A 13,393-nucleotide genomic window follows, 5' to 3' on the forward strand; every position below is an offset into this window, starting at 1 on the left:
CGACGCGCCCCGGCTCCCACCCTCATCCCCACCCCCGCCACCGATCTCCTCGCCTCCCTCCGGCTCGTCGACGAGCGGATGTCGCTCTCCGAGCGCGATGTGAGCCGGCTGGCCCCGGCGGTGGTGGCGTGGCTGGACCGTGGCGTACCGCCGGAGAGCGTCGTCCGTACGCTCACCTCGGAGCTGCCCCCCGGCGTCATCTACTCTCCGGCCGCCGTCGCGGAGTACCGGCTCACCGAGTGGCTGCCGCCGCCGCTTCCCGCCCGGCCCGTGGTGCCGGGCCTGTCCCCGCGGTCCGCCGGGCCCGCTTCCGTCCGGGTGTGCTGCACAGGCTGCGAGCGCCCCTTCGTCAGCTCGGCGCCGTCCGAGGGCCCGGCCCCGTCGGCGACACGCTGCCGCGCCTGCCGTACGCAGGAGCCGGCGGCCGACGAGGCGGAGTCACCGACGCCGCAACGTCCCGCCGCGCTCCGCAACGTCCAGGCGCCCTACCACCTCAGGACCGGAGCAGCCGCCTCTGGACGGTCTCAAGCGGCCCGTGCGCGAAGTACCGCAGCCATAGCCGGGCCCCGGTGAACAGCACCACGCACACCACCACCCACAGGCCCATCACCCACCACGGCCCGTGATCCGCCCAGCGCGCGGCCAGGCCGAGGCCGATGCCGTAACAGGCCAGCATGCACAGCACGTTCTGGAAGACGTAGCAGGACAGCGCCGTACGGCCGATCGCGCTGAGCCCGGCGGTGAGCGGGCCGGGACGCCGCACGCGGTCGACGATCAGGCCGATGAGGCCCAGGTAGCCGATCGCGACGACCGGGGCCGCACCGTACCGGCCCAGCAGATAGAAGTCCGAACCAGCCGCTGCCGTCAGGGCGTTGAGCGGGAGGCCGATGCTCAGGCCCCAGACGCACATCCGCCGCCGGATGCGCCGCCCGTTCGCGTCCGGGGCGAAGGCGCCCGCCCGGAACAGCCGTACACCGAGATGGAAGAGGAAGACCAGCAGGGCGAACGAGATGACGGGCTCGATGCGCAGGCCGATCGCGTTGTGCAGACGGAACGCGATCTGCTGCGGATAACTGCCCTCGGCGTACGTCGCGACGGCCTCGGCACTGGCCCCGCCACCACTACCGCTACCGCTGCCACCCTGGCCGCCGGTGCTGCCGAGCGCGGCAGCCGTCAGCAGTGCCAGCACCGCCACATGCACACCGGCCGCCACCGCCATCAGCACCCGCTGCGTACGCGCCGTACGCGTCAACTGCCAGGCGACCAGGAGCGCGACGACCGCGTACCCCATCAGCACGTCCCACGCGAAGACGAGGACGAAGTGGACGGTGCCCTCGACGAAGAGGAACAGCGCCCGCCACTTGTAGCGGCCGGGCCATGTGCGGCCATGCTTGGCGGCGGACCGGAACTGGATGGCGAGGCCGACGCCGAACAGGATCGTCAGCATCGACAGGAACTTGCCGTCCGCGAGGAACCGGAAGGTGCCCTCCGCCATCCCCGGCCACGACGCGTCGAACGCCGACATGGCGGCGCCGCCCTTCAGGACGCCCACTTCCGCGCCGGGCGCCGCGAAGATCCAGACGTTGGTCATCAGCGTCCCGAGGATCGCGACCCCGCGCAGCACGTCCAGCAGGGCCAGCCGTCCCGCCCGGCCACCCCCGTCCCCCGTAGCCGCCCGCGTCGCCGCCGCCCCTGCGGCAACTCCCGCCGTCGCCGTCTCCGTCACGCTGCCTCCCGCCGCTGGTCCCGGCTTTCACACCATCGTCACGGCGCGCAGCGGCCACTTCTTCGTCCGCTACGACGAGAAAGGGCTGCCTCCGGCTACATCCTTCGATGCAACGGGGGTGGAGGCGGGGTGGAGACAGGGAGGAGGCGGGGTGGAGACAGGGGAGAAGCGGGGCGGAGACCCCGTCATGCGATGCGGCCGGACCGGGACGGAGACCTCGTCACGCCTTCGGCGCCACCTTGCTCAGTCCGTTGATGATGCGGTCCATCGCGTCGCCGCCCGTGGGGTCGGTGAGGTTGGCGAGCATCTTGAGGGTGAAGCGCATCAGCAGGGGGTGGGTCAGGCCGCGCTGGGTGGCGATCTTCATGACCTTGGGGTTGCCGATGAGCTTCACGAAGGCGCGGCCGAGGGAGTAGTAGCCGCCGTAGGTGTCCTTGAGGATCTTCGGGTAGCGCTGGAGGGCCAGCTCGCGCTGCGCGTACGTGGCGCGGGCGTGCGCCTGGACGATGACCTCGGCGGCGATCGCGCCGGACTCCATGGCGTACGCGATGCCCTCGCCGTTGAACGGGTTGACCAGGCCGCCCGCGTCACCGACGAGCAGCAGGCCCTTGGTGTAGTGCGGCTGGCGGTTGAAGGCCATGGGGAGGGCGGCGCCGCGGATCGGGCCGGTCATGTTCTCCGGGGTGTAGCCCCAGTCGGCGGGCATGGACGCGCACCACGCCTTGAGGATCTCGCGCCAGTCCAGCTCCTTGAAGGAGGAGGACGTGTTCAGGACGCCGAGGCCGACGTTGCTCGTACCGTCGCCCATGCCGAAGATCCAGCCGTAGCCGGGCAGCAGCCGGTCCTGCGCGCCGCGGCGGTCCCACAGCTCCAGCCAGGATTCGAGGTAGTCGTCGTCGTGCCGGGGCGAGGTGAAGTACGTACGGACCGCGACGCCCATCGGACGGTCCTCGCGGCGGTGCAGGCCCATCGCCAGCGAGAGGCGGGTGGAGTTGCCGTCCGCCGCGACCACGAGCGGGGCGTGGAAGGTGACCGGCGTCTTCTCCTCGCCCAGCTTCGCCTGGACGCCCTCGATGCGGCCGGTCAGGTCGTTGATGACCGGCGCGCCCACGTTGCAGCGCTCGTACAGGCGCGCGCCGGCCTTCTGCGCCTGGCGCGCGAGCTGCTCGTCGAAGTCGTCGCGCTTGCGGACCAGCCCGTAGTCCGGGTACGAGGCCAGGTCCGGCCAGTCGAGCTGGAGGCGGTTGCCGCCGCCGATGATGCGCAGGCCCTTGTTGCGCAGCCAGCCCGCCTCCTCGGAGATGTCGATCCCCATGGAGATCAGCTGCTTGGTGGCGCGGGGGGTGAGGCCGTCGCCGCAGACCTTCTCGCGCGGGAAGGCGGTCTTCTCCAGGAGGAGGACGTCCAGGCCGGACTTGGCGAGGTGGTACGCGGTCGCCGAGCCGGCCGGACCGGCCCCGACGACGATGACATCCGCGCGGTGCTCGGAGCGGGGGGTGGTCACGGAGGCGCTCACGGACTCGCTCACGGACTCAGTCGCGGATTCGGTCACGGCGGGATCTCCCGGAAGTCGATATCTGGGTGCCGACCGGCACTGGGCCCCGTCAGTCTATGGGGGCACCGGTGATCGAGATCTGAAGGGTTGGTCGGTCCATGCAGGAGCCACAGGAACAGCCGATTCCGGCACCGCTACCGCCGTCCGCGGCGGGCTTCACCCTCCGGGTGCCGTCCGAGGAGGACGCGCTGCACTGGCACCGGGTGTTCGCGCACCCGGACGTGATGGAGTTCCACGGCGGCGCCCCCGACGAACTGTCCGTCTACCAGGAACTGACCGCACGGCAGCGGCGGCACCACGCGGAACACGGGTTCTGCATGTACTCGATGGTCGGTACGGAGGGGGCGGGCGCGGGCGCCGTCCTCGGCTTCACCGGCGCGCAGCCGTGGCCGCGCGACTGGGGCCCGGTGGGCGAGATCGAGATCGGCTGGCGGCTGGGCCGGGCGTACTGGGGCAAGGGGTACGCGACGCAGGCGGCCCGGGCCGCGCTGGAGGCGGTACGGGCCGCGGGCGTACGGAGCGTGGTGGCCATGGTCGCGGCCGGGAACGAACGGTCCATCGCCGTGACGCGCCGGCTCGGCATGCGGCACGCGGAGACGTTCCGGACGCCGTCCGGGCAGGAAGGTTTCTGCTTCCGGCTGGAGCTGTGAGGGCGGACGCCGCCATGAGGCGCGGCGCCGTACGGGGGTAGCGCCGTACGGGTGCGGGGACGGCGCCGTACGGGTGCAGGTGCGGCGCCGCGCGGGTGCGGGGGCCGGTCGCGGCCCCCGGTCCGTCACACCTCCGGCTTCGTCCCCCGGTGCATCGCCACCACACCGCCGGTCAGGTTGCGCCAGGCCACCTTCGACCAGCCCACCTGCTGGAGGCGCGCGGCCAGTGCGGGCTGGTTGGGCCAGGAGCGGATGGACTCGGCGAGATACACGTACGCGTCCGGATTGCTGCTCACCGCACGCGCCACCGGCGGCAGCGCCCGCATCAGGTACTCCGTGTAGACCGTACGGAACGGCTCCCACGTCGGCTCGCTGAACTCGCAGATGACGACCCGGCCGCCGGGCTTGGTGACCCGGTACAGCTCGGCCAGCGCGGCGTCCGTGTCCTGCACGTTGCGCAGCCCGAAGGAGATCGTGACGGCGTCGAACACGCCGTCCGCGAAGGGCAGTCGCATGCCGTCACCGGCCACGAACGGCATCCACGGGTGGCGCTTCTTGCCCTCGCGCAGCATGCCGACGGAGAAGTCGCAGGGGACGACGTACGCGCCGGCGCGCGTGAAGGGCAGCGAGGAGGTGCCCGTACCGGCGGCGAGATCGAGCACACGCTCGGCGGGCCGCGCCGCCACCGCCCGGTCCACCTCCTTGCGCCACAGCCGCGTCTGCCCGAGGGACAGCACATCGTTGGTCAGGTCGTAGCGCGCCGCCACGTCGTCGAACATCGCGGCGACATCCTGCGGCTGCTTGTCCAGAGAGGCTCGGGTCACCCGCCCATTGTCCCCTACGGCTCCGGAAGGCTTTGGACGGGGACGGCCCGATGCCCCCCTCAGAACATCCGGGCGGTCCAGCGGTGCTGCATCAGCTGCAAAGCATCGTGAGCGGCCGAATCGGCCGTCCCCGCGAACAAGATCCTGCCGGGCGGGGGCGGGGATTCCGGTTGCGTTGACGGGGCCCTGACGCGGTACGGGGCGGCTTTCACGAGCTCTTGACGGCTGTCCTCACAGCTCCAGCAGACTGGTGAGGTCGATGGCGATGGGGAAGGGGCGGTCGGCCGCCGCCTCGTACGTCCCCGCTCTCCCGTCGAGCCGGAATTCACGCAGTACGGGGATGCCGTCCGCCCCGCGCTCCACGCGCCAGTGGAACGGAACCCCCGCTTCGGAGAAGAGCCCCGGCCTGCGGTACCGGTCCTCGCTCAGCGAGAGGGGCGACACCACCTCCACCACGAGTTCCGCCCGCGCGACCGGAAGGTAGGCATCGGTCAGGACGGACAAGCCGCTCGTGTCGAACACGGCGATGTCCGGACGGATGAAGGTACGCGTGCCGAGGATGAGAGTGGGCTGCGTCAGCGCAACACGCGGAGCGTGCAGCGCGCGGGTGAAGCAGCATCGGAGGTTGTCCCGCACGCAGTCGTGCCACAGGTCTTCGCAACCCCGGGGAGAGATCACTCCGTCCACGAGTTCCCAGTCGAACGGCAGGTCCAGTTCCTTGACCTGCTCGTACGTCCAGCCGTCGGTATGACAGTGGTGCCAGTTCGCCGCAGTGGCCCGCTCGGTCACGTTCTCAGCGGCGGATGAGGCCCGCCAGGTCGATGCTGTTGGGGAAGGGATGCCCGGTCTCCAGCTTCTCGCGATGTACGGGGTGCTCCGGAGCCGGGATGTAGACGCCCATTTCCCTGTGCAGCCAGAACTCGTGCACCACGGGCACCTTGTCCTCGCCCTGCTCGACCCGCCAGAAGTAGGGCACACCCGCCGCCGCGAACAGCGCCGGCTTGCGGACGCGGTCGTCCTGTTGCGACCCGGCCGACACCACTTCGACCACGAGCACGACCCATTGGACGGGCACGGAGTCCAGCTCCCAGAGGTCCTGTCCGCGGGCGTCGAAGACGATCAGGTCGGGCTTGGGGGTGTTGCGCTCATTGACTCGAACGCTTTGTTCGGCCATGACTTCGAAGGGTGCGCACCGGGCATCCTCCAGAGACCGCCAGAGCAGGTCCCGTACTCGGTTGTGCCAAGGTACGGTCTGCCCTCGAGCCACGATCACTCCGTCCACGAGTTCCCAGTCGAAGGGAAGATCCAAATCATCGACCTGCTCGTGCGTCCAGCCGTCGGCAGGGGGGAACATCCAGGTCTCCGGAGTCGCCTTCTCCAGCCGCCGGTCAGTGCTCATCACTGCTCCCATGGACGCGAGTGTGGACGCGAGTGCGGTTCGCGGTCCTGAATACGACCGTACCGTCACACCAAGTGATGGACGGGCTTCTCGTCGTTGACGGTAGGGGCGGTCAGCGTCCTCGGTACACCAGTCGGCCGCCCAGGACCGTCACCACACACCGGCCGTCCTCCGTGAAGACGGCGAAGTCGGCGTGGGCGCCCGGGGCCAGGGCCTGCGGGCCGGGGCGGTCGCGCAGGCCCGAGCGGGTGACGGCGGTGCGGACGGCGGGGTGGGTGAACGGGCCGGAGATCGATGTTGTGCCGGTGGCGAGCAGACGCTGCACGCCCCGGCGGGCGCTGGCGCCCCAGCGGGTTTCGGTCATGCCGAGGGCGGTGAGCGCGTCGCCGGTGAGGGGGGCGGTGCCCAGCTCGCCGGCCTCGCGCGGGTCCGGGTGGTAGGCGGTTTCGAGCAGCGCCGCGCCGTCGGGTTCATGGCGCCCTGGCGTCAGGACGCCGTTCCAGTCGCGCACCCGGGCGCGGTCGCCGTACCGCTCGTACAGCTCCTCGTACGGGCCGACGGCCTCGATGCGGTCGCCGGAGACGACGACCGCGTGCCCGGGGTCCGCGGCACCGTCAGGGGCGCGGCGGACACCGCGCACGCGGTGGATCGTCAGCACGGGAGGGATCAGTTCGCGTCGACGAGCTTCAGCTCGGGGTGGGCCGTGCCGCCCTCGATGGCCGTCGAGGAGATGTGCGAGGCCACACGCTCGTCGACCGGGTCGTTGGCCGGGTCGTCGTGCACGACCAGGTGCTCGTACGTGGTCGCGCGCTGCGCCGGTACGCGGCCCGCCTTGCGGATCAGGTCGATGATCTCCTGGCGGTTGGAGCGGTGCTTGGCGCCGGCCGAGGAGACCACGTTCTCCTCCAGCATGATCGAGCCGAGGTCGTCCGCGCCGTAGTGCAGCGACAGCTGGCCGACCTCCTTGCCGGTGGTCAGCCAGGAGCCCTGGATGTGGGCGACGTTGTCGAGGAAGATCCGGGCGATCGCGATCATCCGCAGGTACTCGAAGAGCGTCGCCTGGGTGCGGCCCTTGAGGTGGTTGTTCTCGGGCTGGTAGGTGTACGGGATGAAGGCGCGGAAGCCGCCCGTACGGTCCTGCACGTCGCGGATCATGCGCAGGTGCTCGATGCGCTCGGCGTTGGTCTCGCCCGTACCCATGAGCATCGTGGAGGTCGACTCGACGCCCAGCTTGTGCGCCGTCTCCATGATCTCCAGCCAGCGCTCGCCGGACTCCTTCAGCGGGGCGATGGCCTTGCGCGGGCGCTCCGGCAGCAGCTCGGCGCCGGCGCCCGCGAAGGAGTCCAGGCCCGCGGCGTGGATACGGCGGATGGCGTCCTCGACGGTGGTCTTGGAGATGCGGGCCATGTGCTCGACCTCGGAGGCGCCGAGGGAGTGGATGACCAGCTGCGGGAACGCCTTCTTGATCGCGGAGAAGTGCTCTTCGTAGTACTCGACGCCGTAGTCCGGGTGGTGGCCGCCCTGGAACATGATCTGGGTGCCGCCCAGCTCGACGGTCTCCGCGCAGCGGCGCAGGATGTCGTCGAGGTCGCGGGTCCAGCCCTTGGCGGTGTCCTTGGGCGCGGCGTAGAACGCGCAGAACTTGCAGGCCGTCACGCACACGTTGGTGTAGTTGATGTTGCGCTCGATGATGTACGTCGCGATGTGCTCCGTACCCGCGTAACGGCGGCGGCGCACGGCGTCGGCGGCGGCGCCCAGCGCGTGCAGCGGCGCGGAGCGGTACAGGTCGAGCGCCTCCTCGGGCGTGATCCGCCCGCCCTCCGCGGCACGGTCGAGTACGGACTGAAGGTCGGCGTTCTCGGTCACCGGGCGTCCCTTCGGAGGCGGGCATAACGACCGAACCAGCGTACGCCAGCGGTCCGACACCCCGGGCGGCGGGCGGCGGAGGCGGGACAGCCGCCCGCCTTCCTCAAGGACGGACCGGGTCGGCCGCCCGTCTTGCTCACCGACGGGCCGGGTCAGCCGCCCGCCTTCTTCAGGGACGCGCGGGGGCGGCCGCCCGCCTCGTCGTCGGAGGCGAAGGCGAGCGTGCCGTCCTTGCCGAGCGTGTATGTGACGGCCGCCTCGGCCCCCGTACAGCCGGGTCCCGGCTTGCCGTCCGTGCGCTCCCGGAGGGTCAGCGTGGCGGCGGTGGCGGACACCAGCTCGGCCTTGGCCTCGCACCGGGCGATCAGGAAGTCGTACGTGGTGCGGACCACGTAGTCGCCCTTGGCGCCCGGGGTGATGGTGCTGGTGATGGTGCCGTTGGGGAGGTTGTGGCGGGTGAGGACCGTACCGGTCCAGGTGCCGAGGAACGCCTTGGGAACGGCCGACGCGTTGGGTCCGGCGTCCCCGGGCGCCGTGGACTGCCCGCTGCCGGGCGGCTTCGCGGCCGCGTCCTTGCCGCCCTCGCCACTTCCCTGCCCCGGCAGCAGCTGGAAGACGAACGCGGCGGTCGTCGCCGCGGCGAGCGCACCGGCCACGGAGAGCACGAGCGTGCAGCTCAGCCTGCGATGGCCGGGACTGTCGGCACCGCCACCGAGGGAGCTGGTGAGGGTGAGGCGGCGCTCTTTGGGGGCGGGCGGATTCGGCAGGCCCGGTGGCTGGGTGGGGGCGCCGGCCGTTGGCCACGAGGGATGTGGGTGGGAAGGGAAGCTGGGGCGGTGCTGCGGCTGGGGTGGGACAGGGGGCGGGACAGGGGGCGGGGGCTGCGCAGAGGCGACGGAACTGGCTGCGGGGTGGGCGGCGGGGGCGGCCACGGCGTCGAAGGGGACGAGGCCGGAGGGGCCGCCGTGGGAGGGGGTCGGGTTCGCTCCGTACGAGGAATCCGGCGGCCCGAAACCCCCCGCCGCCTCCCCGGCAGGCGCTTGCGGATCTCCTCGCCCCTCCAGATTCAGCAGCTCAACGGCCTGTCGGCTGACCCGCTCGACCAGCGGCGCGGGCAGCCATCCGGTACGTACCGGAGCACCGTCCACCTCCACCGCACCACCCAGCCGCCGCGCGATCTCCCCCGGCGCGGGCCGGTCCTCGGGGCGCTTCGCCAGGCAGGCCGCGGTCACCTCGCGCAGTTCGCCGGTGAGGGCGGCACCGAGGTCGGGGTCCTCGTGGACGACCTTGTAGAGCAGAGCGGCCGAGCTGTCCCCGGTGAACGGGCCGGCGCCGGTGGCCGCGTAGGCCAGTACCGCGCCGAGCGAGAACACGTCGCAGGCGCCGGTGACGTTCCGGCCGAGGATCTGCTCGGGCGCCATGTAGCCGGGCGAGCCGACCGAGACGCCGGTGGCGGTGAGTGCGGCGCCGCCGTCCATGGCGCGGGCGATGCCGAAGTCGATCAGCAGCGGGCCGTCGAGGGTGAGCATGACGTTGGACGGTTTGACGTCGCGGTGCACCAGGCCGTGGGCGTGTACGGCGGTCAGCGCCTCGGCCAGCCCGGCGCCCAGCGTCCGTACGGCGGCGCCGTCCAGCGGGCCGAAGTCCTCGACGGCCCGGGTGAGCGAGGGCCCGGCGACGTAACCGGTGGCCACCCAGGGGACGGGGGCGTCCGGGTCGGCGTCCAGTACGGGAGCGGTCCAGGCGCCGCCGACCCGGCGCGCGGACTCCACCTCGCGCCGGAAGCGGGCCCGGAACTGCTCGTCGGCGGCGAGCCGTGCGTGCACGGACTTCACCGCGACGGTCCGGCCCCCCGCGCTGCGGCCCAGATAGACCCGGCCCATGCCGCCCGCGCCGAGCCGGCCCAGCAGCCGGTACGCACCGATGACGCGCGGATCGTCCGCCTCCAGCGGCTCCATGGCTTCGCCTCCCCCTGCCGGCCCGGATCACGCCCCAGACTAAGAGCCCGAGCCTATGACCCAGGTCATGCCGGGTCCGGTGAACCCGCACAACGGGTTTCGCCTCCAAAGAGGTGGAACGCCAACAACAGTCCGACTTGTCCTGCGGGGCAGCGCACCCACCGGAGTACTTCCGTGCAGCACCATTCCGGGCAGCAGCCCCCGTACGGCTCCAGACAGCAGCCCCCGTACGGCTCCCCCGAGCCGGGTCCGTACGGTTCCGAGCAGCAGCCCCGGTACGGCTCCGCCGAGCAGCCTCCGTACGGCTCCGGGCAGCAGCCCTCCTATGGTTCCGCCCAGTACGGTCCGGGCCCCGGAGGTCCCGAGGATCCCGGTCGCCCCGGTCGCCGGTCCCGGCCGCGGCGCACCCGCGCCGGGCGGCGCAAGCGGTTCCTGTGGATCGGCGCGGCCGTCGTCGCGCTCGGCCTGGCCTCCGTCCCCGTACTGAACGCCTTCGACGTCTTCTCCGACAACGGCGACCCGATGTCCTTCGACCGGACCGGACCGGACGGCGGCGCCTCGGGCGGTTCCGCCGGTCAGGGCGGGTCTTCCGGTACGGCCGATCCGGGCGTACGGATGCCCACGGGCCCGCGTGCGGAGTTCACGACGGCGAACACGCTGGACGACGGGACCAAGATCGGCGTCACCACACTGCACGGGAAGAAGTCCGGGTTCACGGGCAAGGTCTGGGTCTGGGCGCCCAAGGAGTACTACGAGGAGAAGTACGCCAAGAGCGCCTTCCCGGTCCTCATCGCGCTGCCCGGCGGCCCCGGCTACCCGGTCAACTACTGGATGGGAACCGACCTGAAGCTGCAGAGCAGCATCAGTGAATGGTCGAAGTCGGGCAAGAGCAAGCCGTTCATCGTTGTGATGCCGGTCCTGAACGCGGATGACAAGCACTACTACGACGGCAGTGACATCCCGGGGCAGCCGAAGATGGGCACCTGGATGTCCGACGACGTCCCCGACCTGGTCAAGGCCAACTTCCGCACCTTCTCCTCGCGGGACGGCTGGGCCTTCATGGGCTCCTCGTCCGGCGCCTTCGTGGGCCTCAAGCAGGTGCTCCAGCACCCCGACCGGTTCAAGGCCGTGATCGCCAGCGGCCCGGACCTGCGGCCGGACTCGCCGCTGTGGCGCGGCCACCCGAAGGAGATGCAGGCCAACGACCCCGAGCAGCTGGCCAAGGCGCTGATCGCCCGGCCCGGCGCACCGGACGTGCACCTGGCCTTCCAGATCGGCACCAAGGAGGGTGGCCGGGCCAAGCTGGAAGCCTTCATGAAGAAATACGGCAAGGGGCCGATCAAGACCCGCCTTCAGGTGATCGAAGGCGGTGGCCACAACGCCCGGGGGTACGTCCGGGGCATGGATGACGGCACCATGGAATGGATCAGCAAGGTGATGCCGGGACCGACGCCCGCGCCGTGACGTGATGCACGTGATGCGCGTGATGCAACGTGACGCGGCGCGAACCGACGCGCGCCGCGGGACGCTTGTACGGCCGACCGATCCATGCGGTCGGCCGATCCGTACAGCCGACCGATCCGTACGACCAGCCCATTCGTACGCCTGACCGACTAACCGACTTTCCCAGCGGGCTCCAACGGGTTCACACGATGCCCGCGCGGGATTGCCACCCTTTCCCAAGGTCCGCTCAAGGCGCCTTCGAGGCCCCCGGGGATTTCGCAAGGGCCTTTCGAAAGTCCCGGTGAATTCCCCGCGGCTTCTCGGCGACTCCCCGGTGACCCTTCTATCGTTCCCCGGCGACCCTTCCACGGTTCCCCGGCAACTTTTCGGCGCCCCGTCCACGACTTCTCGGCACCCCGTCCACGACTTCCGTGCGACTTCCGTGCGGCTTCCGTACGCCCCCCGTACGACTTCCGCGCCACCCCGTCAAGCTGCCCCCACGCCATCGATATGCCGTCGATATGCCGACCGCATACCCATACCTGACGTACCCGCGGAATTCGCCGCCGGAATCGGGCCTCAGGCCCGCGGGTGCTCCAGGAGGTCCACTCGCACGTCCGCCGGATAGCCGGTCGTTTCTCCCGTTCTGCGGGCGAATTCCGTCACGCCGCGCAGCTGGTCCGGGCCGAAGCGGAAGTCCAGCGTCGTGAAGTAGCGCTCCAGCACCTGCTCGTCGAAGGTCTCCCAGCGCGCGGCCTGCTCGGCCACCTTGCCGACCTCCTCCAGAGACAGGTCACGGGAGGCCAGGAAGGCCTCGTGCACCTTGCGTACGACCGCCGGTTCGCGCTCCAGGTAGTCGCGCCGGGTCGCCCAGACGGCGAAGACGAACGGCAGGCCCGTCCAGTCCTTCCACATCTGTCCCAGATCGTGCACCTGGAGGCCCAGCCGGGGCGCGTCGTGCAGGTTCGCGCGCAGCGCCGCGTCCCCGATCAGGACCGCGGCCTCCGCCTCCTGCATCATCAGGCCGAGGTCGGGCGGGCAGGTGTAGTAGTCAGGAGTGACGCCGATCTTCTCGGCCAGCAGCAGTTGGGCCAGACGTACAGATGTACGGGAGGTCGAGCCCAGCGCGACCCGGGCTCCGTCCAGCTCCTCCAGGGGCTTCTGCGACACGATCACGCAGGACATGACCGGGCCGTCGCAGCCGACCGCCAGGTCGGGGAAGGCGACCAGGTCGTCGGCGGCCCGCAGGAACTCCACGAGGGTCACCGGGGCGATGTCGAGATCGCCGCGCACCAGCTGTTCGCTGAGCTTTTCCGGGGTGTCCTTCGTGAGCTCCAGGTCGAGCAGCGTGCCCGTACGCGCGAGGCCCCAGTACAGGGGCATGCAGTTCAGGAACTGGATGTGGCCCACCCGCGGCCGGCTGCGGCGATGGCCGCCGGCGGCTCCTGCGGATGCGTCTCCAACGGTTGAATTGTCCACATGCGGAGGCTAGACCCGGCCCGTGCCGGACGATGCGGCGGGGCCTCGTGCGGCGCCTCTCGAACCGCTCCACCGCCCGGGTAAACGTGATCTTTGGCTCTTCCGCCCTACAACCGCCCCGTGCTACGCTCAGCGCAAGTTGCAGTTTGGTTTCCCTTGCAGTACAGAGCCTGCGGAGCATGTGACGCCGCAGGCTTTTGTAGTTTTCAGACTTCTTGCAGGTTCTGGAGCAGGGCAACCCTTTGGCCCAAGGAGGGCTTATGGCTACCGGAACCGTGAAGTGGTTCAACGCTGAAAAGGGCTTCGGCTTCATCGCCCAGGACGGCGGCGGCCCGGATGTCTTCGTTCACTACTCTGCGATCAACGCCTCTGGTTTCCGCTCCCTGGAGGAGAACCAGCAGGTGACCTTCGACGTCACGCAGGGCCCGAAGGGCCCGCAGGCGGAGAACGTCACCCCGGCCTAAGTTGCCCGGACCGACTGATCGCGGTTCGA

General features: G+C 70.8%; 12 protein-coding genes and 1 pseudogene. 4 read left to right on the top strand and 9 right to left on the bottom strand.

Translation table 11 applies throughout. The annotated features are described in order from the left end of the window. Window positions 1-573, top strand: a pseudogene (locus tag IH45_RS0115265) (hypothetical protein); the annotation flags it as partial. Here the strand turns inward: IH45_RS0115265 and IH45_RS0115270 are convergent. Both IH45_RS0115270 and IH45_RS0115275 read right to left on the bottom strand, forming a co-directional pair. After that, window positions 494-1,639: a DUF418 domain-containing protein gene (locus IH45_RS0115270; RefSeq protein ID WP_030667247.1), complete on the bottom strand. Its 1,146-nt coding sequence runs from the start codon at window positions 1,637-1,639 to the stop codon at window positions 494-496. The pseudogene IH45_RS0115265 and the gene IH45_RS0115270 overlap by 80 nt on opposite strands. Before the next feature lie 307 nt (window positions 1,640-1,946). Beyond that, window positions 1,947-3,230 carry a geranylgeranyl reductase family protein gene (locus tag IH45_RS0115275; RefSeq protein WP_030667249.1) on the bottom strand — a complete coding sequence of 428 codons (1,284 nt, stop codon included), beginning with the start codon at window positions 3,228-3,230 and terminating at the stop codon, window positions 1,947-1,949. Window positions 3,231-3,379: 149 nt separating this feature from the next. Here IH45_RS0115275 and IH45_RS0115280 point away from each other — a divergent pair, with 149 nt between their 5' ends. Beyond that, window positions 3,380-3,931 carry a GNAT family N-acetyltransferase gene (locus tag IH45_RS0115280; RefSeq protein ID WP_050514875.1) on the top strand — a complete coding sequence of 184 codons (552 nt, stop codon included), beginning with the start codon at window positions 3,380-3,382 and terminating at the stop codon, window positions 3,929-3,931. 125 nt (window positions 3,932-4,056) lie between these two features. On the opposite strand, the gene IH45_RS0115285 is transcribed toward IH45_RS0115280, so the two are convergent. The 6 genes from IH45_RS0115285 to IH45_RS0115315 all read right to left on the bottom strand — a co-directional run bounded on the left by IH45_RS0115285 (window position 4,057) and on the right by IH45_RS0115315 (window position 9,978). Further along, a complete protein-coding gene (locus tag IH45_RS0115285; RefSeq protein WP_030667254.1) occupies window positions 4,057-4,755 on the bottom strand; it encodes a demethylmenaquinone methyltransferase in 699 nt (232 codons plus the stop codon). A gap of 231 nt (window positions 4,756-4,986) precedes the next feature. Then, window positions 4,987-5,544, bottom strand: coding sequence for a Uma2 family endonuclease (locus IH45_RS0115295; protein WP_030667256.1), 558 nt, complete (start codon window positions 5,542-5,544; stop codon window positions 4,987-4,989). Window positions 5,545-5,548: 4 nt separating this feature from the next. Further along, a complete protein-coding gene (locus IH45_RS0115300) occupies window positions 5,549-6,154 on the bottom strand; it encodes a Uma2 family endonuclease (RefSeq protein ID WP_030667258.1) in 606 nt (201 codons plus the stop codon). A 112-nt stretch (window positions 6,155-6,266) separates the two neighbouring features. Next, entirely contained in the window at window positions 6,267-6,812 is a 546-nt protein-coding gene (locus IH45_RS0115305; protein ID WP_030667260.1) for an imidazolonepropionase-like domain-containing protein, read from the bottom strand. A gap of 8 nt (window positions 6,813-6,820) precedes the next feature. Next, window positions 6,821-8,020 carry a cyclic dehypoxanthinyl futalosine synthase gene (gene mqnC / locus IH45_RS0115310; protein WP_030667263.1) on the bottom strand — a complete coding sequence of 400 codons (1,200 nt, stop codon included), beginning with the start codon at window positions 8,018-8,020 and terminating at the stop codon, window positions 6,821-6,823. A 152-nt stretch (window positions 8,021-8,172) separates the two neighbouring features. Further along, window positions 8,173-9,978 (bottom strand): serine/threonine-protein kinase, encoded by a 1,806-nt coding sequence (locus IH45_RS0115315; protein WP_030667271.1) that lies wholly within the window; start codon window positions 9,976-9,978, stop codon window positions 8,173-8,175. 432 nt (window positions 9,979-10,410) lie between these two features. Between IH45_RS0115315 and IH45_RS0115320 the strand changes: the two genes are divergently transcribed. Then, window positions 10,411-11,442, top strand: a complete 1,032-nt coding sequence (locus IH45_RS0115320) for an alpha/beta hydrolase (protein ID WP_030667273.1) — start codon at window positions 10,411-10,413, stop codon at window positions 11,440-11,442. Window positions 11,443-12,000: 558 nt separating this feature from the next. On the opposite strand, the gene IH45_RS0115325 is transcribed toward IH45_RS0115320, so the two are convergent. Continuing rightward, on the bottom strand, window positions 12,001-12,900 hold the full coding sequence (locus tag IH45_RS0115325; RefSeq protein ID WP_078897586.1) for a menaquinone biosynthetic enzyme MqnA/MqnD family protein: 900 nt from the start codon (window positions 12,898-12,900) through the stop codon (window positions 12,001-12,003). Window positions 12,901-13,160: 260 nt separating this feature from the next. Here IH45_RS0115325 and IH45_RS0115330 point away from each other — a divergent pair, with 260 nt between their 5' ends. Further along, complete coding sequence (locus IH45_RS0115330; RefSeq protein ID WP_030667277.1) at window positions 13,161-13,364, top strand: cold-shock protein; 204 nt, start codon at window positions 13,161-13,163, stop codon at window positions 13,362-13,364. Window positions 13,365-13,393: the final 29 nt, after the last annotated feature.

This window comes from Streptomyces rimosus subsp. rimosus (assembly GCF_000720725.1).
GTDB lineage: Bacteria > Actinomycetota > Actinomycetes > Streptomycetales > Streptomycetaceae > Streptomyces > Streptomyces rimosus_A.